Genomic DNA, 23,292 nt, shown 5'->3' on the forward strand with positions numbered 1-23,292 from the left:
AGGGTTTCGGATTGGAAAAACATACAAGAATACATGCTTCGATGCCGGATCGCGTCTTCGATGTCGTCGTCTATCTTGTCGTCATTTTAGTAGCCGTTTGTACGCTCTACCCGTTCCTGAACGTGCTGGCCATTTCGCTGAACGATTCAACCGACACGGTGAGGGGAGGCATCACGGTTATCCCCCGTCATATCACGCTTGAGAACTATTCGCTGATCTTCTCGTTTGACGGGCTTCTTACCGGCTTTAAAATATCGGTTCTGCGGACAGTGGTCGGAACCGTGATGGGTCTCATCAGTTCGTCTATGCTGGCCTACGTGCTCAGCCGTGCGGATTTTCAGGGACGCAAATTCATATCGGTTTTCCTTGCGCTTACGATGTACATTTCGGGAGGCCTCATTCCTTTCTACATTCTGATGAGGGATATGCATCTTCTGGGCACTTTCGCGGTTTACGTGCTGCCGGGACTTGTAGGCGCATTCAACGTATTTGTCATCCGCTCGTTCATTGACGGGCTTCCCTATGCGCTGCAGGAATCGGCGAAAATGGACGGGGCCAACGATTTCACGATCTATTGGCGCGTCGTACTGCCGCTGACGACCCCGGCGCTCGCCACGATCGCGCTGTTTCTGGCGGTCGGCCAATGGAATTCCTGGTTCGACACGTATTTGTACAACGGCTCGAAGGAGCATCTGACTACGCTGCAGTACGAGCTGATGAAGGTTCTGCAGAGCACGCAGGTTGGCAGCAACGGCAATGTGAACGGAATGAACATGAACCAGGTCATGAACCAAATCTCGCCCGAATCTGTCAAGATGGCCATTACGATCATCGTCACGTTGCCGATACTGGCCGTCTATCCGTTCGTGCAGAGATATTTCGTCACCGGCATGACCCTTGGCGCTGTTAAAAGCTAGCCGGACGCACCAACGACTGACAGCGGCAGGGCAGCCTGATCAGATATGCATATCCAGAAGCTTAAATAGGGGGTATTACAATGGGAAATTTGAAACAAATTGCAGGGTTAGGCATGGCGCTGACGCTCTCGCTTGGCCTGCTGGCAGGATGCGGAGGGAATAACGGCAGCAGCGGAAGCAGCGCGGCCGGCGCCGACGGAGCAAACGATACGTCTCCGGTCACCTTCTCGTTCTTCAGCAGCGATCCGAACCCGAACTGGCAGGACATGCAGGATGAGGTCAGTAAAGAAATCACGAAGGCGACGGGCGTAACGCTGGATGCCGAGTTCGCGGTCGGCGATCCGTCACAGAAGGTGGCGCTGATCGCAACCAGCGGCGATTACCCCGATCTGATCAGTCCCAAGGGAGATCTGAACAAACTGGTCGACGCGGGAGCCATGCTCGATCTTACTGATCTGATCGACAAGTATGCCCCGAACCTCAAAAAGCTGTTCGGCGACCAAATGAAACGCTTGCGCTACAGCAACGACGATGAGTCGATCTACGTCATCCCCACCTATTCGGCCATCGACGGGGTTACCTTCGTTGCGGGAAGCGGATTCGAGCTTCAGCACGGCGCCGTGAAGGAAGCGGGCTACCCGCAGGTCAAGACGCTGCAGGATTACGAGAACGTCATTCAATCCTATATCGACAAGCATCCGACCGATAAAGACGGGAACAAGAATATCGGCCTGGCCCTCAGCGCGGATGATTGGCGGACGTCCATCTCAGTGACGAATCCGGCTGCCGAAACGACCGGTAAATCGGGAGACGGCGAATATTACATCGATCCGAAAACCAACGAAGCGACGTATCACTACCGCACCGAAGGGGAAAAGGATTATTTCAAATGGCTGAACCATATGTTTAACATCGGTCTGCTCGATAAGGAAAGCTTTGTCCAGAAGTACGATCAATATTTGTCCAAGATTGCTTCGGGACGGGTGGTCGGACTTATCGACGTGGATTGGGACTATGCGGACGGCGAGAAGGCGCTTAAGACCGCGGGCAAGCTTGATCAAACCTATGGGCATTACTCGGTCATGCTGAACGATAGCTATAAGGACAACCGGTTCCAATCGACAGGCTTCATGGCCGGATGGGGCGTAGGGATCTCCACGAATTGCAAAGATCCGATCCGCGCCATCAAATTTCTGGACTTCCTCGCCTCCGAGCAAGGGCAGGTTCTCAACAACTGGGGCATCGAAGGCAAGGAATACACTATGCAAGGCGGCAAGCGTGTCGTGCCGCAGGACGTTCAACAGCGTATTACGAACGATAATACGGCTTTCAGCAAGGAAACCGGAATCGGCTTCTATACCAATCTGGGCGCTCATTACGGCGACGGCGTGAAGGATTCGACCGGCAACTATTACACGAAGAATTTCCCGGAACAAATCGTCGACGCTTATACGGCCGCCGACAAGGAAACGCTCAAAGCATACGGCGCGACGACCTGGATGGACATGTTTCCGAACGAGAAGGACTTCCCGGTAAAAGCGTGGGGCGCAGCGTGGAATATAGCCGTACCCGGCGATGATGACGTTACGATTCTGGCGAGCAAGATGCAGGACATCACGTGGAAAAGAATCCCGCAAGCCGTTATGGCGAAGCCGGAGGACTTCGATAAAATTTGGGATGCGTATCAGCAGGAGCTGATCGATGCCGGCGTCGAGAAAATGGAAAAGGGCTTTACGAAATTCGTTCAGGATCGCGTTAAGCTTTGGAACGAGTAGCGGACCTGGCATACCTTCGGCCATGTAATATACGATCAGCGAGTAGCATTAATACGTAAAGCTAAGGAGAGCCTAGTATGAATTATCGCAATCCCGTCATCAGCGGCTTTCATCCAGACCCCAGTGTCTGCAGAGTCGGCGAGGACTATTATTTGGTAACCAGCTCGTTCGAATATTTTCCGGGCGTCCCGTTGTTTCACAGTAAGGATTTGGTGAACTGGGAGCAGATTGGCCATGTCCTGACACGGCCGGAACAATTGGATCTGCGAAAGGCCTGGAGTTCGGGCGGGATTTACGCGCCGACGATCCGATATCACAATGGGGTTTTCTACGTGACCACCACGAATGTTTCGGAAGGCGGCAACTTTTTTGTATTCACGGACGATCCGCGTGGCTCCTGGTCCGATCCCATCCATGTGGATCAACAGGGGATCGACCCGGATATGTTCTTTGACGAGGACGGCTCGGTCTACTACACGACTTCCCATGATGCTGCCGGGCAGGGCGCTTACCAAAGCCGAATCGATCCGAGGACGGGGGCGCGGTTGTCCGATATTACCTGCGTGTGGAACGGGACGGGCGGCCAATATCCGGAAGCTCCGCATATCTATCGCGTCGGCGAGTGGTATTATCTCATGATTTCGGAGGGAGGCACGGAATACGGCCACATGGTCACGGTGGCGAGAGGCAGGAGACCGGACGGTCCGTTCGAGAGCTGTCCGTATAATCCGATCTTATCCCATCGAAGCCTGCTGAAACCGATTCATGCGACGGGGCATGCCGACTTGGTTCAAACGCCGGACGGCAGCTGGTGGGCGCTATTCCTTGGAGTGCGGCCGATCGGGTATCCTATGCAGCATAATCTCGGTCGGGAAACGTTCCTTGCACCGGTCACTTGGACGGAGGATGGCTGGCCGATCATCGGGGACAACGGAACGGTCTCCGAAACCATGCCGGCGGGCGGGCTTCCGCTGCAACCGGTTCACGTTCCCGCGGCGAGAGACGAATTCGATGGTGCTGCTCTTGCTCCATGCTGGAATTTCCTGCGTTCGCCGGACCCGGAGAATTGGTCGCTCTCGGCGCATAGCGGCAGCTTGACGCTGTACGGATCCCCGGTCACGCTGAATGAAATTGGGACAGTGGCCTTTGTCGGCAGAAGGCAGCAGCATTTTGCATGCCGTACAGACGCGCACCTGACGTTTGTGCCGCAGCGCGACGATGAAGAAGCGGGTATCACCGTGTTTATGAATGAACGTTTCCATTACGAGATTGCGTTAACGCGGATCGCGGGCGAGCGCAAGCTTATATTCCGCAGAAGGCTGGGGACGCTGTGGAAGGTCGAGAACGAAGTGCCATGGTCGGCAGATTCGGTCGTACTGACCGTTCAAGCGGACAAAATGCACTACAAGTTCGGTTATTCCGGCAGCGGGGAAGAGCCGGCTCAGATTGGTCTCGGGGAATGCGGGCTGCTGGGCACGGAAGTGGCAGGCGGCTTTACAGGTGTATTTATCGCCATGTACGCGACGGGCAACGGCACTCGCTCCGCCTCGCCCGCGCATTTTGACTGGTTCGAGTATCAAGTCTCCGAGTAGATCGTAGATGATGGCAGACGTAATTTTCTGTATGATGGATCCGAGGAGCGTGATACGATGACAACCGATAAGAGCTGCCCGTATTGGAATCCCGACCTGCCGGTTGAGGACCGCGTGAACGACCTGATCGGACGACTGACGCTGGAGGAGAAGATCGGGCTCATGCCGCAGTACCAGATTGCGGTTAACCGGCTGGGCGTGCAGGCGTACAAACACGGCACGGAAGCGGCTCACGGCATGGCTTGGCTGGGAGAGGCAACGAGCTATCCACAGCCGATCGGCCTCGCCTGTACATGGGACAAGGAATTGCTTAAGCGAATCGGGGGTGCGATCGGCGACGAGGCCCGCGGCTTCTACAGGAAGAATCCGTCTCATAATGGCCTGACGCTGTGGGCGCCAACGGTCGACATGGAGCGAGACCCGAGGTGGGGGCGGACGGAGGAAGCGTACGGCGAGGATCCGGTGCTGGCCGGCAAACTGACCGCTGCGCTCACGCAAGGCATCCAGGGCGACCATCCGTTTTACTTGAAGGCCGTTGCCACGCTTAAGCACTTTATCGGCAACAATAACGAGGCGGGAAGAGGCGACGCATCCGTCAGCCTCGATCCGCGCAATCTGCGCGAGTATTATTTGAAGGCGTTTGAAATCCCGTTCAAGGAAGGCGGCGCCCAGTCGATGATGACGGCCTACAATGCGATCAACGGCGTACCGGCGAATCTCAGCCGGGATGTGATCGACATCGTCAAGCACGAGTGGGGGATGAACGGCTTTGTCGTCAGCGACGCGTTCGATGTGACGGGCACCGTGCGGGATCACCATTACGTGGAGACGCTGAAGGAGGCGGTGGCCCGCTCCATCCGGGATGGCGGCATCGACAGTATTACGGACGAAGCTGCCGTGGTCACGGAAGCGATTCGCGAGGCTCTCGCGGACAGTCTTCTAACGGAAAACGACCTGGATACCGCCCTTCGGAACACGTTCCGCGTCCGGTTCAGGCTAGGGGAATTCGACCCGGCGGAACGAAATCCCTATGCTGCAATCGACGAGTCGGCGATCCTCCGTCCGGCGCATGCGGAGCTGGCAAGGGAGGCTGCGCAGAAGGCCGTCGTGCTGCTCAAGAACGACAGCCGGACGCTGCCGCTGCAGGCAGACAAGCTGAGCAAGATTGCCGTCATCGGCCCGCTTGCCGATGTCGTGTACCCCGACTGGTACAGCGGCACGCTGCCTTATGCGGTTACGCCGCTGGAGGGAATACGCGAGCGGCTGGCATCTTCCGGGGCCAGAGCCGAAACCGCACACGCGAGCGGCACTCATCGCGTGCGCCTGAAGGCGGTTCGTACGGGAAGGTATGTCCGGCTTGGCAACGATGAGAAGGCCGGGCTCGCAGCGGACGCGCTGCGCGCGGAAGAAGGCGACGTGTTCGGGATAACGGATTGGGGCTGGGGCAGCCATACGTTGATTGCGGAGCGGACTGGCTGCTATCTGACGACGGACGACAAAACCGTACAGGCGTCGGCTAACCGGATTTGGGAGTGGTTTACGAAGGAAGTGTTCCAGTTTCGGATGACTGACCGTCATGGTGCGATCACGACCATTTCGACCTGGAACGGGATGCCCGTAACGGTTGACGAGGAGACGGGCGCGCTTCTCGTCGGTGACGGCCGTGCGGCAGAGACTGCAAATGCCATCAACGTCGGCGGCACGGCGGATGTCGGCGGATCGGACACTGACATGCGGGCCGACATGTTCGAGCTCGAATACGTATCAAACGGTGTGGATGCGGCTGTTGAAGCGGCTCGCGGCGCCGATGCGGCGATCGTGGTAGTCGGCAATCATCCCTTGATCAATGGCAAGGAGACGATGGACCGGCCCGACATTACGCTGGCAGATTCGCAGGAAAAGCTGGCCCTTGCGGTGCTTGCGGCGAACCCGAACACGATTGTAGTGGTCGTCGGCAGTTATCCGTTTGCCCTGAACGCTTTGCAGGAGAGGGTACCGGCGATCCTGTATACGTCGCATGCCGGCCAGGAACTCGGCCATGCCGTAGCGGACGTGCTGTTCGGCGACGTCAATCCGGCGGGCCGGGTAAACATGACATGGTACAAGTCCATAGACCAGCTGCCGCCTTTCATGGACTACGACATCATCCAGGGCGGACGCACATACCAATATTTCGAAGGAGAGCCGCTGTATCCGTTCGGACACGGTCTCTCGTACAGCGAGTTCCATTATGAAGCCCTGCAGCTGTCTGTGAACCGGGTCGAGGCAGGAACGAACACGGACATCGGGGTTGCCTGCCGCGTGACGAACGCAAGCGGACGCGCGGGTGAAGAGGTCGTGCAGCTTTATATACGGGCAGGGGCTTCCCGGGTCAAGCGCCCGAGTCTTCAGCTGGCGGACTTCAAACGGATCGTACTGGCCCCGGGCGAGACGGCGGAGGTGATGTTCCGTCTGCCGCTTGAATCGATGGCAATCTGGGATGTGACGCGCGAGCGATTCTGCATCGAGAGCGGGGAGTACACGGTCCTGCTTGGCTCTTCCTCCGGCGATCTGCGGCTGGAAGGCCGTCTGGCAGTCGCTGGGGAGACGATCCCGCCGCGCGATCTCAAGCAAGTGACCCGGGCCGTGAACTACGATGCGTATCAAGGGATCCATCTCGGGGAATGCGTCGAGAGCGGCAGCGCCGCCGTCGTAAGCGGCAAGGCGGGCTGGCTCGCGTTTCACGACGTTGAGCTCGGTGCAGGTCTCTCAGCGATCGAGATGCGGGTAACCGCCACGGAGAAAGCGATTGTCGAGGTTCGGTTGGACGGACCGGACGGACTGCTCGCCGGCAAGTGCGAGATTCCGGCGGGCGGCGGGCAGGACTGGCGGAGCGTCTCCTGCGGGCTGACGGGAGCCACCGGCCGGCGCGATGTGTACCTCGTCCTGGATGGGCCGGCGTCACTTGGTTGGTTCCGAATGCTGGCCGATTGACGACTTAGTTTTTGGTCCATTTCTATCGTGAGGATTGGTTCACACCTACATAACGAGTACCTTTAACAAAGCGGGCTCGTTAAGGTGAAGGCATGCACGGAGACAGCCCGGGCTTCTTTTTGTGGTAGAATGCCTCTCTCTTTGCGAAGGTACTGCGTCATGGTTTCGAGTTCGTATTTACGAATCATAAAATGTATCAGTTCAAAGCGCTCGGGGGCTGCCGGTGATTCTGCCGGTCCTCTCGAGTGCTTTGCGCTTTTTATAGAAAAAACGTTCTCTGCCTCTCCCGATCATGTCCGGGTCAAATCCTGCTTCTCCGAAGATTTCCAAACACGTTTTGCCGGGCTGCAAGCTACTACCGAAGCTAACTTAAATACCGGCAATGGACGGCGCTCCAAGCATAATTTGAGATAGAAATTTCGATCCCAATAGTGGTGCAACGAGAGCAGAGCAGCGCTTGCTGTCCTCAGAGCGTTGGATATCAATCCAGAAGTGGATATTTCTTGAAGCGTCAGATCGCGAGAAAAAGCCGAATGGCTGCGGCTCTTTTTTCTTATTTTTCGATACCGGTTCGATGCGAAGGGGTTTCTGCGTGTTATGCCCGAACGCTTTGATCGAATTTTGCCCGCAAGCGGTTGGTGTCTTCTCTAGGCGGATACCCGAACATGCGGACATATTCGCGGCTAAACTGCGATGCGCTTTCATAGCCGAGCCGGAAAGCCACGTCGGCTGCATCCGCTGACTCGGATAATAAGAGATGCCGCGCTTCCTGCAAGCGCAGCCGTTTTTGAAACTGGATGGGGCTCATAGCGGTCACCTCTTTGAAGTGCCGGTGAAACGTAGAGATACCCATGCCTGCAGTCTCTGCAAGCTCTTCAATTCGCAATGATTTATCGAAGTTGGCGATAATGAATTCGATTGCGTCCCTAATTCGATAGGTACTGCTTCCTTCTATCGCGATTTGGGCCAACGCCGCGCCATACTGCCCTTGCAGCAGCTTGTACAGGATTTCCTTGGTGTAGATGGGAGCCAGGTACGGAATGTCGTGAGGCTGTTCCACCAGCCGGAACAATCGCAGTAACGCATCCAAGATCGAGGATTCGATCTGGCCGACGAACATTGCCCGGGCAGCATTTTCTTTCTGGGCGAATTGAATGTCGGCGTCCTGCAATACCTCTAAAAGTTGATTCTGCGTCATTTCCATTCTCAAACTCAAGTATGGGGCATCGGAAGAAGCTTGGATGATCTGGCCGACTGCCGGCAATTTCATGGATGAAATTAAATAGTCGGAAGGACCGTATTCGAATCGCTCTTGCGCCAGAAAGATCTCTTTCGAACCTTGGGCAATGAAACAGAAGGAGGGTTTGTAAATGCTGTGGATCGGCTCGGTCACGTTAGAACGGCGAATAATAAATAAAGAAGGGATCGCGGTTTCAAAAACCCCGTCCTGACCGGAATGCTTTTCGATTAAGTTGGCGACCTCATTCCGCTGTCGTTCAGTTGGATTAGACATCAGATTCCTCCACCTCGGTTCTATTTTCGTTTAATTATAAGGCAACCTTCGTTCATGCGTAAGTAGCAGCGAGAGAATAAGGCAATGATTTGCAACAAAAGGGATAACGGTTTCCTGTTCAATTGCCGCATAATAAAAAGGGTATCAAAAGCGCAACATTAAAAAAAACAGAACAATGAGAGAGGAATGTTCAAATGTTTTCAAAATGTCTAATCAAATGTGTTCAAGAAATATGCTTGTGATTACGGGTGCCTCAAAGCACGGTCATTCCTATCGCATACAGATGTTCATAGATTAGATTAAATCAATATACAAATCACAATAAAAAATCGGAGGATTTTATATGCAAAAAGTCATTTTGAACAATGGTGTTGAGATGCCTGTACTCGGTTTTGGTGTTTTTCAGATTTCGGATCAAAATGAGTGTGACCAGAGCGTTTATGAAGCTATTATGGCGGGCTATCGACTGATTGATACAGCCGCCTCTTATCTGAATGAAGAAGCGGTTGGCAGAGCGATCAAACGCAGTGGCGTATCAAGAGAGGAACTATTCATCACAACAAAGCTTTGGGTCCAGGATACTGGTTATGAGCGCACCAAAAATGCATTTGAAAAATCCCTAAAAAGATTGCAGTTGGATTATTTGGATTTGTATTTAATCCATCAGCCATATGGAGATCTGTTTGGTTCTTGGCGCGCTATGGAGGAGTTATATCGTGAAGGGAAGGTCCGTGCAATTGGCGTAAGTAATTTTCATGAGGACCGGCTGATCGATCTGATTATCCATAATGAAGTTGTTCCTGCCGTAAACCAGGTTGAAACACACCCTTTTAACCAACAAATTGAAAATGCAAATTTCATGAAAGAGAATAAAGTTCAGATCGAATCCTGGGCGCCTTTTGCTGAAGGGAAAAATAACTTGTTCCAGAATGAGATGTTGGTATCCATAGCTGAGAAGGTTAATAAATCCGTTGCCCAGGTGGTCTTGCGTTGGTTGACACAAAGAGAAATCGTTGTGATTCCAAAGTCTGTTCGTAAGGAAAGAATGATCGAGAACTTCAATATTTTTGATTTTGAATTAAGCCAAGAGGATATGGAGTCCATTGCTGCGTTAGATACGAAACAAAGCTTGTTCTTTTCACATCGCGACCCTGAAATGGTGAAATGGCTCGGTACTCGTAAACTTGATATCTAATTTTCTAAGGGGCGAATAAACTCAGAAAAATTTACATCCGATAACGTTGTGATTGGCCTGCACATTAAGATCAGTGAGAGAAGGGATTATCAAATGTTAAATTCACAGGAATTGACGCCTGCACAAAAACGGCTCGGCGATTTTGCACCGAAAATGGTGCAGCTTACTGATGACGTTTTGTTCGGTGACGTGTGGGCCCGCACAGAACTTTCACCGCGTGATCGAAGCCTGATCACGGTTGCATGTCTACTCACGTCGGGAAACACGGTACAGCTAAAATCCCATTTGGATTTAGCCAAGCAAAACGGACTTTCAGAAGAAGAACTGGTTGAAGCGATGACTCATTTGGCGTTTTACGCCGGTTGGCCAAAAGCGATGTCTGCGATCATGGTTGCAAAAGAACTTTTCAACACATGATTGATCGAGTGTTTGGAGAGGAGTCAATCAAATGGAAATACGTTCGTTGGGACAAACGGGATTAAAAGTAACGAATCTAGGTGTCGGCACGATGACATTCGGACAACAAGCGGACAAACGAACCTCCTATGAGATACTCGATAAGGCATTTACTGCCGGTGTGAATTTCATCGACACTGCAGATGTGTACCCCATCGGGAGGCAATCGGTTGAATTAGCTGGTACAACCGAGTTAATTATCGGGGAATGGTTGCAAGGAAAACGAGACAAAATGGTTCTCGCAACCAAGTGTTTCGGTTTGATGGGCACTGGTCCTAATAATCAGGGATTGAGTAGGAAGCACATCATGACTGCCGTCGAGGACAGTCTTCGTCGTCTGAAAACGGACTATATCGACCTTTATCAAGCACACCAATTTGACCCGAACACACCAATAGATGAAACGCTGCGTGCGTTTGACGATCTCGTTGAAAAAGGAAAAGTCCGATACATCGGCGTATCCAACTGGCGCGCTTGGCAAGTGGCGAAGGCAAATGGAATTGCCGACAGAAAAAATTACACCCGTATAGTAAGTGTTCAGCCGCGCTACAATTTATTATTTCGAATGATTGAGGATGACTTGATTCCGATGGCACTCGACGAAGGAATTGGCATCATATGCTACAACCCGCTAGCGGGCGGTATGTTAACGGGACGCTATAATAGAAGCTCTAAGATCGAAGGGGGAACCCGTTTCGGACTCGGGAACAGCGCAGGTTCGTTTTATCAGCAGCGCTACTGGCAAGAGGCAACGTTCGGCGCTGTTGATTTGTACCAATCTTGGTGCCAAGAGCACAACTTTGATCCAGTTACGGCGGCTGTGCGCTGGGTTATACAACAGCAGGGAATAACATCCGCTATCATGGGTGCGAGTCGTCCAGAGCAATTGGACATGAGTCTGCGTGCTGCAGATATGGATGCATTAAAGGAAGAGGAATTGGCGTGGCTCGATGGGCTTTGGTTTTCATTGCCTCGTCGTCGTGAGTTTAGTTAAGATCGGCTCCGGTTCCTGGGAAATATAAAAACAACGATAGGAAGAGTAAGCATTTCTCTTGCTATATCTTTTGCTATATTGAACAACCGAATGAAGCAGCCAGGAGGTCATTATGAAGATGCTTAGCGGAATCGGCTGTACTGAGGATGAGGCATTATTTTCGAGTCACTCCATCAGAAGCGTTGTCGAAGAGGTGGTAGTCGATGGAGAAAAGTTGATTCGTATTCATACAGCTTGGCGGTTAGAGAATGGTTCAATCCTGGTCTATGAGTATTCGTCCAGAAACCATCCCACAAGCAGTTTTTGCTTATATGACACTCTGGATGAATATAACGAATTATGCGATGATCTTTATTGGGTTAAGAAGAATGAATGGAATGATGATTAATTAAAGAGGGACCTCTCCATCCTGCAGTAGGGCAGAAAACAGATTTACACATCTCGTTTTTCACTTTATTTTATTTGCTTGCTGTTAGCTTAGAGTTAACTCCAAGCAGTAAACTTTTCATGTAACATATTAATAACCAGAGGAGTGTAGTGCTTGATGGATTATGTAAAACTCGGAAATACCGGATTGGACGTATCGCGGCTTTGTCTTGGGTGTATGGGCTTTGGCGATGCAGCGCGCTGGACTCACCCGTGGGTACAAAATGAGGAGCAAAGTCGTCAGGTTATTAAGAAGGCACTCGATCTTGGCATCAATTTTTTCGATACGGCAAACGTATATTCGGCTGGGACAAGCGAGGAATATGTTGGACGCACTCTGAAGGATTGCGCGAATCGGGATGAAATTGTCATCGCGACAAAGGTGCATTTCCGCATGCACGAAGGTCCGAATGGAGCAGGGCTTTCCCGTAAGGCTATTATGAGCGAGATTGATAAGAGCTTGAAGCGACTGGGGACCGACTATGTGGATTTGTATCAAATTCACCGCTGGGACTATAGTACCCCAATCGAAGAAACGATGGAAGCGCTTCATGATGTCGTGAGAGCGGGAAAGGCCAGATATATCGGCGCTTCCGCCATGTTCGCGTGGCAGTTCCAGAAAGCACTGCATGTTGCTGAGAGCCACGGATGGACCCGGTTCGTGTCGATGCAAAATCATTATAACCTCATCTATCGGGAGGAGGAACGCGAAATGATGCAGCTCTGCAAGGCGGAAGGAGTCGGCGTTATTCCATATAGCCCGCTTGCATCCGGCCGCTTGACGCGCGATTTGGCGGAGACAACGCACCGTTCTGAAACCGATAAGGTGCAGAAGTCGAAATACGATGCATTTGCAGACGCGGATCGTGCGATCGTGGAGCAGGTTGCGGCGATTGCGGAGCAGCGCGGCGTCTCCCGGGTGCAAGTAGCGCTTGCCTGGCTGCTGCAAAAGGCACCAGTTACCGCACCTATCATCGGTGCCACGAAAGAATCACATCTCGAGAGCGCGGTCTCTGCGCTAAAGGTCAAGCTAACCCCGGAAGAGATTGCGTCACTGGAGGAGCCGTATGTACCCCATGCCGTAGTAGGTGCGCTTTAATAATTTTCACCGGGTAAGCGCACTGGGAAGGCAACGAGTTGAACCTGGCATGGTGATGATCCATTGCAGAAGGCAGTGAGAGGTTTGGACTTTCGCGCGATACACTTTTATAGCATCTTTCATAAGAGAGTAATGGATCCGGATGCTTCATGCGTGGCATATGCACCTGCAGCCCGGTCTGATTAGACCCATATGCCTTGTCCTCCTGAAACGCAAATCAATTAATATTAACCCAACGGATAATGGAATAAGGGAACTGCGCGAGACGGTTCAACTGCCGAAAGCAGAGAACAGACTACATGATAAATGTCTTTGGAACAGCCTATTTTGGGGCTTATCCGTTCAGATTAGAGATACCAAGCTTATCGGCTCGAACGGATTGGTAAAATCGAGGTTTTTTAAACGATATACGCATCGCCACAAAGAGCCCTTCCCAGGGTTCTTTGTGGCGATGCGTATTGGAGTACAAAGTTTCGTATCCGATGCCGATTCCAGTTAGCGTTTCGGTATTACGGAACTACATAGGTTGCAAACAAAGGTCTTTCGGTTCCGGGCGTCGACTCCGCCGTGCCGAGCTATCTTTGAGACGTGGACCGGCTGAGCCAATCCTCGAAACGCGTCGGGGTGATGCGCGGGTTTTCGCCCGGGACTAGAGATTGATCGTTCAACGCTGCACCGAAGTATCGCGCGTTGTCGTCTGCGATCACCTGACGTGTGTCCTGCGTCGCGCTCAGGAATTGACGGACGAGTTCGTCGAGACGCATCCGTTCTGGACCAGCGACCTCAACAACGCCGTTCACTGGCGCCCCGAGTGTAAAGTCGACCAGCGCGACAGCAACGTCATCCGAACCGATGGGCTGCACAAATACAGACGGCAAGCGAACGCTTTGCCCTTCGGTGGCTGTATAGGCGATGCTGTTGACGAACTCGAAGAACTGTGTCGCACGAACGATTGTATAGGGAATATTTGAAGCCTTGATCAAATCTTCCTGGGCCATCTTCGCGCGGAAATAACCGCTCTGGAGAAGTCGGTCGGTGCCGACGACCGAGAGCGCAACGTGATGTCTCACTCCGGCGGCCGCTTCAGCGGCAAAGAGGTTTCGGCCTGACGTCTCGAAGAACTCCATAACTGCCTTGTCCTCGAACGAAGGCGAATTCGCCACGTCGACGACAACCTGGGCACCGCTAAGCGCTTCAGCCAGCCCCTCGCCAGTGATGGTGTTGACGCCCAGGGAAGGTGATGCCGCCACTACCTCATGGCCAAGGCCATGAAGGTTGTTTACGAGCTTTGTTCCAATAAGCCCACTTCCGCCAATAACCACAATTTTCATGTCGATCCTCCTAGTTAGCAGCCCGTAAGCCGGAGCTCGTGATGTTTAAATCTGCTATTGCAAGAGATCAGCTCAGTCCTGCTTTAGTTAATCCAAATGCCGCGTCAGCCGAACCCGGCACATTCTTGAAGGCGATGTTTATGCGGTTCCAGGCATTGATCGCCATGACCGAGAAGGTCAGGTCGGAGATTTCTTTTTCTGACAACTGCTCGCGAACGCGGTTATAGACATCGTCAGGCACACCGTGCTCGGGCAGTTTGGTCAGGATCTCGGTCCATGCCAGCGCGGCCCGTTCGCGGGGAATAAAAAGAGTCGATTCCCGCCAAATCGGGAGGTGATAGAGACGAAGCTCGCTCTCGCCATGGATCTTGGCCTGTTTGACATGCATGTCCAGGCAGAATCCGCACCCATTGATCTGCGAAGCCCTGATATGAACAAGATCGAGAATCTTCTCTTCAATTGCGCTATTGTTTTCGGCGTTGCTGAATTCCATCAGCTTTTTGAAAAGTTCCGGCGATTGCTGCATATAGTTTAGACGTTGTGTCATTGTATTGTACCTCTCTTTACTGTTTTAGTTTTCGTGATAAGACCAGTCTTCTTCGTATTCTTAGCTCATGCAGGCAGTAGTAATGAACGATCATAGAGCCACTGCTAAATTCATGGTGCTGTCACCTCCATCGCGATTGGCCATCGTACATATAACGACGCTGCGATTCATTCTGTGACAACGGAGCAGACGCTGCCAATTTGAAACCGGTCAGATTATGTTTGATGCTTTACGGCGCTGCCGCAAACTGCCGATCATCCATAAAATCAAGGGAATGACAATGTAGACGAAGGGGTAAAAGTAGCCGATCAGATAAAAATTCTTAAGCGTATACGACATCCGGATATGGTGCGTGCTGTAGATCACGAACATCAGCCAGATAAAAGTCGTCAGAAAGGCGATAAGCTTCCAATTCTTGAAGCCGGTCCATTCGGATAACCCGTAGCTAAGGATGAACAAGCACACCGATAATTTAATAAAGGCGCCAAACAGCCAAAGCGGGATGTAAAAAGCATCGATATTCTGAACGAAATTGAGGATGGATACATACTTCGTGAGAGAGTATACAGGAGCCACCAATTGAGCGGCCATGTTTGGCCCGACTACGAACAGAAGCACCAGTGTGGTTAGTACGCCCCATACCATAGCAACCGCCGTTCCCCACAGAATCGCATGCGAGGCGGTTTTCTTGTTCTCGGCGAAAAAGAACAGCATGAGAATGATCGAAGGATCTATCATATAGTTGAACGAATATAAAGTGCCCTTAAGAATGTGAAACCAGCCCGAGTCTGCGTAGATAGGCAAAATTCTCTTCATATCCATATCATGGGGATTCAGGAACAGCTGCGCGAATAACATGAAGACGAAAATGGGGCCAATGATCTCGGCGCAGCGGCTAATAGCCGTTATCCCCCCTCTATATACGGCATAAGCAACGAGAAACAACAAACACACTAAGATGAAGACCATCGGTGTGTTATGGAGCATAACCAAATTTTGAAATTCTACTGTTCCTTTTGCGATGATGTTCATCTGCATGAACCAAAGGAGGAAATAAACCACGACGATTATTTTACCGAGCACGGTACCTAAAAGATCTTTCACGAAATTTATTAAGGTTTTGTCCTTATTTTGCATGCATACACGGAGCATAATCCAGGTTGCGCCCATCATGATCAAGCCCCCAAGCAGAATGGAAATCCAACAGTCCTGTCGTGATTCCTCCGCGGCTAACCGGATGGGAAGGTAGGAAAACACGATCATGGAGGAGATGCTGATCAGCCAGAACATCTGATAACCGCTTACTTTCATCCTTCGTAGCCACTCCCTGCCGTTATTCATTTTAGCGGCGCGCCGCTCACTCCAATAGAGCGCAGCTGAATATCTGCCTTGACGGTAACGTCGATTTTCTTGAAATTTTCGTCCCAGTCGTCTTTTTGCGAATTCCACCAGTAAGGGTATTTGCGGTGGAGGTGCTCGCCGATGCCGAATACATCAGAACCCCATTGTTTGATCTTATCCATCGTAAGCTGGAATTCCTTTTGGAGCTGCTTGTTAACGTGCTTCTGGACCGCAATCATGTTATTTACCTCAGACATGTCAAGCGGGGTCGTGTTTTCAAGAAGATAAGCTTCCGCCTTAACGGTTAATATAATGCGCATGGGATCATTGCCGCGAACGGATTGAATTCGCCGTTTAAGATGGGTTAATCGAAATGACAAGACGCCCCTGCCGTCCTTCCATGGAATGGTTGCCCCTTGGGAAGTCCCTTTCCCCGTCATCCAGGCGGCTCCGGAGCCTTCGGCATCGTCCAGTAGTCCTGTGACTTTCAGCTTCTTGTTCAAGACGGCGAAACCGGACAGCACGGCGATCGGACCCGGTTCTTTCGTACCCGTCTTGATATTTTCAATTTGGAGGATTGGCACCAGGGGCCTGATCCCTTCAGAAAGGCTGTCGATGATGAACTGCCTCGAAGAGTAGCTGTTCATCCCGTTGATCTGCAGTTCTTTTCCGGCCGCAATGCTGGAGAGATGCTCCATAGGGGGCTTAAGCATAAGGAAATCCCTGGCGCGGCCTCCTTTAATCAGAATGGTAATATCTCTTAGATTGTTCGCGGGGTCCCTGTTCAATTTATCGAATAACTCGCTTACGTCGTGCTTGTTGAAATACTCTTCGCTTATTGCGATCAGAATACGATGAGTCGTCATTATTCTGCGGGACAGTTTTTTCTGGATTTTCTGAAAGGCTTCGAAAACATCCCTGCCTGTGGCCGATACGACGATGAAGTTACCCGGGCTGCCGGAGCTTCCTCCCTGGAACGGGCCGCTCTTCTGGGAGGGGATTACGATCTGATGACTGACTTCGATCCCGCCGTCGTCTGTATGATCGATCGCGGTCCCCATGACGAAAGCCAATTGATTCGGTTCGATAATATCCGTGCAGCCGGAGGACGACAATAGGAGGATGAGAGAGACGCACAACAGGAAAACGAATCGGTTCATCTCTGACGCCCTTTCTTATTCCGGCCGTTCTTGATCCAGAAGGGATAGCGGATAAACAGGTCTTTAATCCGTTTGCCGTCGAAAGGGGCAACAGGGCTCAAATACGGCGTACCGAAGGATTCAAGCATGACCAGATTGATCAGCAGGAAGATAATGCCGAACGCAAAGCCGACGAAGCCGAGCAAACCGGTAATGAACAATATGAGGTAGCGGATAATGCGAAAGGGAAGGGTGGCGCTGTATCTCGGAATCGTGTAAGACGCGATACCCGTCAAGGAAATGACGATAATGATCGGCGTCGATATGATGCCGGCTTCGACTGCGGCTTGTCCAATGACCAGTGCTCCGATGATGCTGACAACCGGCCCGAGCTGATTGGGCAGATGGACGCCGGCTTCCTGCAGGGCATCGAAAATGAACATCATGATGAATACCTCGATGAAGGTCGGAAACGGCGAGCTTTCCCTGGCTGTCGCGATACCGATCATGAGGTCGCTTGGAATCATCTCCGGATGAAAGGTCGAAAGCGCGACGTAGACAGCGGGCAAGGCAAATGAAATGAAGGTCATGACGTAGCGGATCAGCCGGGTCAGAATGACGAATACGAACCTCTCGAAATAGTCGTCTGCCGATTGAAGTCCTGACCAGAGGGTGATGGGAAGAATGAGGGCAAAGGGGGTTCCGTTCGTGATGAGAGCCACCTTCCCCTCCAATAATGATGCGGTCACGATATCCGGCCGCTCGGTATTCTGGATTTGCGGGAAGATGGAGAAGGAGCTGTTCTCAAGCCATTCTTCGATATAGGCGGAATCGATTACGCCATCCAACTCGATTTTCCCAAGCTTATCTCTTACTTCCGACAATACTTTCTCATCCGCAAGTCCTTTTATGTAGGTTAGAACAACTTCGGTTTGTGTGTATTTGCCTATGGTCTGCGATTCCATTTTCAGATGAGGGTGAATAATTCTGCGTCTGATCAACGACGTGTTCGTCTGGATATTCTCGACGAAGCCTTCCTTGGAGCCGCGCAAGGTCGATTCCTTCTTCGGCTCTTCAATGCTTCTTGTCTCATAGTCTTGAATCTGAGCGATGAGCGCGGATGCTTCGCCGTCCACCAGTATCCCCAGGCTGCCCTGCAGGATATATTTAACCAGATCCTCGAGGGAATCGGCCGTTTTTACATTGGATAATGGTAGCCATTCGCGTCGGAACATCTCGGAGAGCGTCTGCAGCCGATCGATACCTTGAGGCAAGCCGTTGAAAATAAGGGGCTTCAGAACATTATCCTCTATGCTTTGCATCCGAGTCATTCCATCCAGATAAACAAGTAAAAGTACGGTTTCATCTCTTAACTTAAAAGAACGCAGTACAATGTCATAACAATGATTGAATTGCTCTCTGAGATAGGCTTCATTCATTGCGAGACTACTGTTTATGGTGCTCATGGATGATCCTCCCAGTGGATAAATATAACTTGTTGAATATTATGGACAAAGCGGAACGCACGTATGCAGGCTGCGGTTCACCCCTTAATCCTTCACAAGGGATACATATTAACAATAAAAAGGGAAATGTTATGTTTAGCATGCTTCCGGAGGCGAAACTATCTAGCCTGCAATTGTCACAAAACAGTCCCTTATCTCGTTTAATTATTAGGGCGAACTATGCGAAAAATTAAAGTGAGTTATAAGTCTGGTTAATAACAGGCGGAGCAGGCGGAAATATTCTGTAGAAGCGTAAGCGTTCGCCTTTGTACCGCGAATTTAACAGTTAAAGGGTTCCAAAATCAAAAAATTCAGTGGTCCAACAGCGATCGGAAGGCGTTTCCGCATGCGCAGCCAGATTTTTTCACCGGACTTTAAGAAGATGGGGAAGGAAGTGGATGGATGCAGGAGCTGTATAAGCAGTATAAAGGGCTGTTGTTTAAGCTCGCCTATCAACTGACCGGATCGGTTTCCGATGCGGAGGATGTTGTTCAGGACGTTTTTCTAAAAGCATATGATGTACCGCCGGAGAGGCTGACTGAACCGAAAGCTTATCTTTGCAAAATGGTCACGAATCGCTGTCGGGATCTATATAAATCGGCACGAAAGAAACGGGAGGAATATTTTGGAGAGTGGCTTCCGGAGCCTTTTCTTAGTTCGGATGATGATTTTATGGAATCGGTCGTCCGCGACGATCTCTTGTCTTATGCCATGCTTGTTATGCTGGAGCGGCTTACGCCATCGGAGCGGGTTGTTTTTGTCCTCCGTGAGGCGCTTGGCTTTGATTATCACGAGATTGCCGAGCTTATTGAAAAAAGCGATGCAAATTGCCGCAAGCTGTTCAGCCGTGCGAGTGCCAAGATGGGGATTGTTTCCGAAGAGCCCGTCCATCCCGAAGCGGCAACCGAGGAGTGGGTTCACGGCTTCCTCGCAGCTCTCAAACAGGGTAATATGAATCAAGTCTTATCTATGCTTGATCCGGACGTTGTATTTGTCTCCGATGGAGGAGGCAAAGTGCACGCCGCTGCCGATCCGATTGAAAAGCGTGATCCTGTTGCGGCTTTTCTTCTCGGTCCGGTACGCCAGGCTTCTATCATTGGAGGCGAAGCGGTTATGGATATGGGGCAAATTAATGGACAACCCGCCATTATTATTCGTTCAAGTGATGGCATTCATACGGTAGGGATGCTTCACGTCGAGGGGAATTTGATTCGCAATATATACTTTGTCCGAAACCCCGATAAACTGAAGCATGTAGGAAAATGAAGCTATCTGCAATATTGCAGCTGATTCGAACAAGGTTGAAACTGGCAGCGGCAGACTGGGACGATTTCGTCCCGATCTGCCGCTGTTTTCATGTAAACGCCGCGGGCCGACCCTTCGCTTTCATGGGATAATTGACGATGAGAACCATTATCAATTACTATGAATAGTGTAACATCCGAATAGGGATCGTTATTGGGGCTAAAGCTGATGGTCCCGGACGGCAGGAATAGACAGGAGCAGTGAATTTCTTATGAGGGAGACAGCACTTGACCAGGATGTCGCCAGTTCTCTTGATTGCATATGGTTAAAGCTGAGCGGGATCGAACGGATTACCGAAAAAGAGAAGAAGATCGGGGCCGGGTCCAAACCAAACGACAATTATCTGTTCATTACCTCAAGAGGCAGCCGCGGCGGCATCGTGATTGACGGCTGCTATTGCTCGCTGCGGCCGGGCTCGGTGTTTATATGCTCGTCCGGGCAACGGGTGGAATGGATCGATAAAGAGCCGGACGACGGCATTTATGTGCTGCATTTTATGATGGGACAAATCCGTGAACCGTTAAAGGAAACGACAACAGGCGGGGCGAGTGTCTGTCAGCCGCTGCGGATCCTGGGCGAGTATAATATCGTGCCTGCAGCCTCCGTCCTCGATAAGTGCCAAATCATCGAGCGGGGCTGGAGCAGCGGGAGTGTGCCGGATCGTCTATACAGCGATGCCGCATTTTTTGAGCTGCTGGGCATGACCTTGAACAGTATGCTTCAGAAGGAGATTGAAGGGCTGGGACGTGCGAGACGGGAGTTGGAAACACGTTTTACCGAAACCATTCCTGTTGATCAATTGGCCGAGCTGGCGGGGATGAGCCGTTATCATTTTATGCGTTCATTCAAAGAAAAGTATGGAAAAAGCGTCGTTGATTACGCCACAGAGCTGCGTATGAACGAGGCGAAGCGATTGATGGCAGAGAAGAACAAGCTTTCGCTTCGCGCCATAGCGGAGCGGGCAGGCTATCATAACGCCACCTATTTCAGCCGTCTGTTCAAGAAACAGGTGGGCCTTGCGCCTGTGGTTTATTTGCGGAACCGGGCCTGGAAAGTGGCCGCTTACAGCTGGGCCAATATCGGTCAATTGCTTCCCCTGCAAATTATTCCGCACGCGGCGCCGATTGACCAGTACTGGAATGATTATTACCGAAAAAAATATCAAGCCGATGTCACGGTTCTTCTAAGCCACGATTACGAATTCAACCGGGAGGCGCTGCGCCGCTCTCCCCCGGACTGTATTGTCGCACTGGACTACATTATGCCGGCAGGAGAGAGGAAAAGACTCGAGGAAATTGCCCCTGTACTGCTTATTCCCTGGGAAGGGACTGACTGGCGCGGGCATTTGCGGGTTGCTGCGGATTTTACGAACAAATCGAGTGAAGCAGAGATCTGGCTTTCCCGATACGATGAGAAGGCGGAAAGGGCCAGAAAGGCGATACCCGCCGCCTTAAGAGAGCGGGATACCCTTGTTCTGAAGGTGTCGGGCAGTCAATTATTGATCGTAGGCCGCCGCGCCGGGACCGTCCTTTATGATGATCTGCATTTCAGGATTCCCCTGCCGCTGAAAGAAGGCAACAGCTGGCTGCGCGCGATTACGATAATGGAATTGGGAGCGTGTGCGCCGGCGAATATTGTGATCAGTGTAAACGGCGATGCGGTATCGCAGGCTACGTGGATGGAATTGCGGCAGACAGATGTGTGGCGAAGCCTGCCAGCCGTAAGCGGGAATGCGGTGTTCCATCTGCCAGGCTTCCCGTGGTTTGAGTTTCCGTGGGGGGAATATTCCGCGTTTAGCCACGGGCGAATGCTGGCTGAAATGGCATCCGGCGCTTTGAGGGCAATAATGGGTGAGCCAAGCTGAGAACTTGATGCTTGAAGCTTGAAGAAGCCAATCGGACGTATGGGACGAAGCTGCTGCGGGACTGACCGGCAGTTGCACAATTGTGCGATTTAGGATGACAAAGTAAGCACGGACGTTTATTCACAAACAGGAGAAGATGATCTATACTTTATTTGATAATGATTATCAATATCAAATGAAGGGGATTATTGAATTGAGAACAGGAAACCGCCAGAGCAACATTAGGATATGGAATAGTCGGGGGAAGGCTGCATATGGTTCAATTCTGCTGCTGCTTGCTGTTATGCTGGCCGCTTGCGGAAACGGCAATACCAATCAAACATCGGGCGGACTGCCCTCTTCCGGGACAAGCGGGGCTCAGGAGCAGACAGGCAACGCTGCGCCAGCGGACAAGCCTGCAGAGAGTGTGCTCAAGACGGTTCAGCATGTTTACGGGGAGTCGGAAATTCCGTCGCACCCTGAACGCATTGTAAGCATCGGACTGGAGGACATGCTGCTGTCGCTGGAGGTGCCTTTGGTGCAGGCGAATGGCATGGAAGGATATTATTTATCCGAGCAGCTGCAAAAGCAGAACATTCCGGTTATTTATGCTGGCGGAGCGCTTAATTACGAAGCCATATTGGCTGCGCAGCCGGATTTGATTATCGCTGCCAATGGTTTTGCCGATCAGGCCGCATACGAGAAGCTTTCCCAAATTGCGCCTACAATTGCCTATGACCGCGATCAATGGAAAATCTCTATCGTGGAAATTGGCAAAGCGCTTGACCGGGATGACAAAGCGAAAGCGGTCATTCAAGCGTATGCTGATAAATTAAAGCAGGCGCGGGAAACGATTGTTCAAGCCGTCGGAGCGGACAAGACGGTTGCGCTGGTTCGGCCTTCCGAGAAGGAGGCACAGCTGTTCTTTCCGGATTTTGCATACGGGAGCGTGCTGTATAATGACCTGGGCTTGGCTCCGGCGTCAAGCGTCGTGGACCTTCAGAAAACAACGAAGGATACATGGGGCATCTCATTGTCGCTGGAGAAGCTGCCCGAGTTGACGGCCGATTATTTATTCATCACCGCAGGAGGGTCTTTGTCTTTGGCGGACGACTTTCAAAAGGCGCTGGATACCATAACGGAAGTGGAGAATCTGCAGGTGTGGAAAGCGATCCCTGCCGTGAAGCAAAACCATGTATACAAATTATCCGCGAGATACTGGATGCTCAGCGGTCCTATCGCCGACAGCATGAAAATCGACGATGTGACAGCCGCGGTCAGGGGCAAGCAATAACGGGACATTTGCATCTTTAACAAGACAGGCCAAGGCCGAGAAGACAC

18 protein-coding genes are annotated in these 23,292 nt (G+C 51.6%); 12 read left to right on the top strand and 6 right to left on the bottom strand.

All coding sequences use genetic code 11. The features are described from left to right. Window positions 1–41: 41 nt before the first annotated feature. From AC0YOB_RS09550 to AC0YOB_RS09565, 4 genes are all read left to right on the top strand, one after another. Complete coding sequence (locus AC0YOB_RS09550) at window positions 42–917, top strand: carbohydrate ABC transporter permease (RefSeq protein ID WP_475792992.1); 876 nt, start codon at window positions 42–44, stop codon at window positions 915–917. A gap of 80 nt (window positions 918–997) precedes the next feature. Further along, window positions 998–2,692: an ABC transporter substrate-binding protein gene (locus AC0YOB_RS09555; protein ID WP_475792641.1), complete on the top strand. Its 1,695-nt coding sequence runs from the start codon at window positions 998–1,000 to the stop codon at window positions 2,690–2,692. Window positions 2,693–2,769: 77 nt separating this feature from the next. Beyond that, entirely contained in the window at window positions 2,770–4,284 is a 1,515-nt protein-coding gene (locus tag AC0YOB_RS09560; protein ID WP_475792642.1) for a glycoside hydrolase family 43 protein, read from the top strand. A gap of 57 nt (window positions 4,285–4,341) precedes the next feature. Then, on the top strand, window positions 4,342–7,257 hold the full coding sequence (locus tag AC0YOB_RS09565; RefSeq protein WP_475792643.1) for a glycoside hydrolase family 3 protein: 2,916 nt from the start codon (window positions 4,342–4,344) through the stop codon (window positions 7,255–7,257). A 595-nt stretch (window positions 7,258–7,852) separates the two neighbouring features. On the opposite strand, the gene AC0YOB_RS09570 is transcribed toward AC0YOB_RS09565, so the two are convergent. Further along, window positions 7,853–8,770, bottom strand: a complete 918-nt coding sequence (locus AC0YOB_RS09570) for an AraC family transcriptional regulator (protein WP_475792644.1) — start codon at window positions 8,768–8,770, stop codon at window positions 7,853–7,855. 343 nt (window positions 8,771–9,113) lie between these two features. Between AC0YOB_RS09570 and AC0YOB_RS09575 the strand changes: the two genes are divergently transcribed. The 5 genes from AC0YOB_RS09575 (at window position 9,114) to AC0YOB_RS09595 (ending at window position 12,940) form a co-directional block, all read left to right on the top strand. After that, window positions 9,114–9,965 carry an aldo/keto reductase gene (locus AC0YOB_RS09575; RefSeq protein WP_475792645.1) on the top strand — a complete coding sequence of 284 codons (852 nt, stop codon included), beginning with the start codon at window positions 9,114–9,116 and terminating at the stop codon, window positions 9,963–9,965. A gap of 93 nt (window positions 9,966–10,058) precedes the next feature. Then, window positions 10,059–10,382, top strand: coding sequence for a carboxymuconolactone decarboxylase family protein (locus AC0YOB_RS09580; protein WP_475792646.1), 324 nt, complete (start codon window positions 10,059–10,061; stop codon window positions 10,380–10,382). A gap of 31 nt (window positions 10,383–10,413) precedes the next feature. Further along, complete coding sequence (locus AC0YOB_RS09585) at window positions 10,414–11,415, top strand: aldo/keto reductase (RefSeq protein ID WP_475792647.1); 1,002 nt, start codon at window positions 10,414–10,416, stop codon at window positions 11,413–11,415. A 112-nt stretch (window positions 11,416–11,527) separates the two neighbouring features. Further along, window positions 11,528–11,803 carry a hypothetical protein gene (locus tag AC0YOB_RS09590; protein WP_475789798.1) on the top strand — a complete coding sequence of 92 codons (276 nt, stop codon included), beginning with the start codon at window positions 11,528–11,530 and terminating at the stop codon, window positions 11,801–11,803. Between the two features lie 156 nt (window positions 11,804–11,959). After that, window positions 11,960–12,940, top strand: a complete 981-nt coding sequence (locus tag AC0YOB_RS09595) for an aldo/keto reductase (protein ID WP_475792648.1) — start codon at window positions 11,960–11,962, stop codon at window positions 12,938–12,940. A gap of 575 nt (window positions 12,941–13,515) precedes the next feature. On the opposite strand, the gene AC0YOB_RS09600 is transcribed toward AC0YOB_RS09595, so the two are convergent. From AC0YOB_RS09600 to AC0YOB_RS09620, 5 genes are all read right to left on the bottom strand, one after another. After that, complete coding sequence (locus tag AC0YOB_RS09600; RefSeq protein WP_475792649.1) at window positions 13,516–14,271, bottom strand: SDR family oxidoreductase; 756 nt, start codon at window positions 14,269–14,271, stop codon at window positions 13,516–13,518. A 67-nt stretch (window positions 14,272–14,338) separates the two neighbouring features. Next, window positions 14,339–14,818 carry a carboxymuconolactone decarboxylase family protein gene (locus AC0YOB_RS09605; RefSeq protein ID WP_475789801.1) on the bottom strand — a complete coding sequence of 160 codons (480 nt, stop codon included), beginning with the start codon at window positions 14,816–14,818 and terminating at the stop codon, window positions 14,339–14,341. A 210-nt stretch (window positions 14,819–15,028) separates the two neighbouring features. Continuing rightward, window positions 15,029–16,129 (bottom strand): GerAB/ArcD/ProY family transporter, encoded by a 1,101-nt coding sequence (locus AC0YOB_RS09610; RefSeq protein WP_475792650.1) that lies wholly within the window; start codon window positions 16,127–16,129, stop codon window positions 15,029–15,031. 26 nt (window positions 16,130–16,155) lie between these two features. After that, window positions 16,156–17,319, bottom strand: a complete 1,164-nt coding sequence (locus AC0YOB_RS09615) for a Ger(x)C family spore germination protein (protein WP_475792651.1) — start codon at window positions 17,317–17,319, stop codon at window positions 16,156–16,158. After that, window positions 17,316–18,764, bottom strand: a complete 1,449-nt coding sequence (locus AC0YOB_RS09620) for a spore germination protein (protein WP_475792652.1) — start codon at window positions 18,762–18,764, stop codon at window positions 17,316–17,318. The genes AC0YOB_RS09615 and AC0YOB_RS09620 overlap by 4 nt, the downstream gene beginning before the upstream one ends. A gap of 441 nt (window positions 18,765–19,205) precedes the next feature. Here AC0YOB_RS09620 and sigJ point away from each other — a divergent pair, with 441 nt between their 5' ends. The 3 genes from sigJ to AC0YOB_RS09635 all read left to right on the top strand — a co-directional run bounded on the left by sigJ (window position 19,206) and on the right by AC0YOB_RS09635 (window position 23,245). Further along, window positions 19,206–20,069, top strand: a complete 864-nt coding sequence (gene sigJ / locus AC0YOB_RS09625) for an RNA polymerase sigma factor SigJ (RefSeq protein WP_475792653.1) — start codon at window positions 19,206–19,208, stop codon at window positions 20,067–20,069. A gap of 250 nt (window positions 20,070–20,319) precedes the next feature. Further along, on the top strand, window positions 20,320–21,972 hold the full coding sequence (locus AC0YOB_RS09630; RefSeq protein ID WP_475792654.1) for an AraC family transcriptional regulator: 1,653 nt from the start codon (window positions 20,320–20,322) through the stop codon (window positions 21,970–21,972). Window positions 21,973–22,165: 193 nt separating this feature from the next. Beyond that, window positions 22,166–23,245: an ABC transporter substrate-binding protein gene (locus tag AC0YOB_RS09635; RefSeq protein ID WP_475792655.1), complete on the top strand. Its 1,080-nt coding sequence runs from the start codon at window positions 22,166–22,168 to the stop codon at window positions 23,243–23,245. Window positions 23,246–23,292 lie beyond the last annotated feature (47 nt).

The sequence above is a fragment of the Paenibacillus sp. JT31N17 genome, assembly GCF_056269255.1.

Coding starts and splice junctions, on each gene's coding strand:
- AC0YOB_RS09550 (WP_475792992.1), top strand. CDS start 42: ATGCCGGATCGCGTCTTCGATGTCGTCGTCTATCTTGTCGTCATTTTA.
- AC0YOB_RS09620 (WP_475792652.1), bottom strand. CDS start 18,764: ATGAGCACCATAAACAGTAGTCTCGCAATGAATGAAGCCTATCTCAGA.
- AC0YOB_RS09630 (WP_475792654.1), top strand. CDS start 20,320: ATGAGGGAGACAGCACTTGACCAGGATGTCGCCAGTTCTCTTGATTGC.
- AC0YOB_RS09555 (WP_475792641.1), top strand. CDS start 998: ATGGGAAATTTGAAACAAATTGCAGGGTTAGGCATGGCGCTGACGCTC.
- AC0YOB_RS09565 (WP_475792643.1), top strand. CDS start 4,342: ATGACAACCGATAAGAGCTGCCCGTATTGGAATCCCGACCTGCCGGTT.
- AC0YOB_RS09605 (WP_475789801.1), bottom strand. CDS start 14,818: ATGACACAACGTCTAAACTATATGCAGCAATCGCCGGAACTTTTCAAA.
- AC0YOB_RS09570 (WP_475792644.1), bottom strand. CDS start 8,770: ATGTCTAATCCAACTGAACGACAGCGGAATGAGGTCGCCAACTTAATC.
- AC0YOB_RS09590 (WP_475789798.1), top strand. CDS start 11,528: ATGAAGATGCTTAGCGGAATCGGCTGTACTGAGGATGAGGCATTATTT.
- AC0YOB_RS09580 (WP_475792646.1), top strand. CDS start 10,059: ATGTTAAATTCACAGGAATTGACGCCTGCACAAAAACGGCTCGGCGAT.
- AC0YOB_RS09600 (WP_475792649.1), bottom strand. CDS start 14,271: ATGAAAATTGTGGTTATTGGCGGAAGTGGGCTTATTGGAACAAAGCTC.
- AC0YOB_RS09595 (WP_475792648.1), top strand. CDS start 11,960: ATGGATTATGTAAAACTCGGAAATACCGGATTGGACGTATCGCGGCTT.
- AC0YOB_RS09575 (WP_475792645.1), top strand. CDS start 9,114: ATGCAAAAAGTCATTTTGAACAATGGTGTTGAGATGCCTGTACTCGGT.
- AC0YOB_RS09560 (WP_475792642.1), top strand. CDS start 2,770: ATGAATTATCGCAATCCCGTCATCAGCGGCTTTCATCCAGACCCCAGT.
- sigJ (WP_475792653.1), top strand. CDS start 19,206: ATGCAGGAGCTGTATAAGCAGTATAAAGGGCTGTTGTTTAAGCTCGCC.
- AC0YOB_RS09610 (WP_475792650.1), bottom strand. CDS start 16,129: ATGAAAGTAAGCGGTTATCAGATGTTCTGGCTGATCAGCATCTCCTCC.
- AC0YOB_RS09615 (WP_475792651.1), bottom strand. CDS start 17,319: ATGAACCGATTCGTTTTCCTGTTGTGCGTCTCTCTCATCCTCCTATTG.
- AC0YOB_RS09585 (WP_475792647.1), top strand. CDS start 10,414: ATGGAAATACGTTCGTTGGGACAAACGGGATTAAAAGTAACGAATCTA.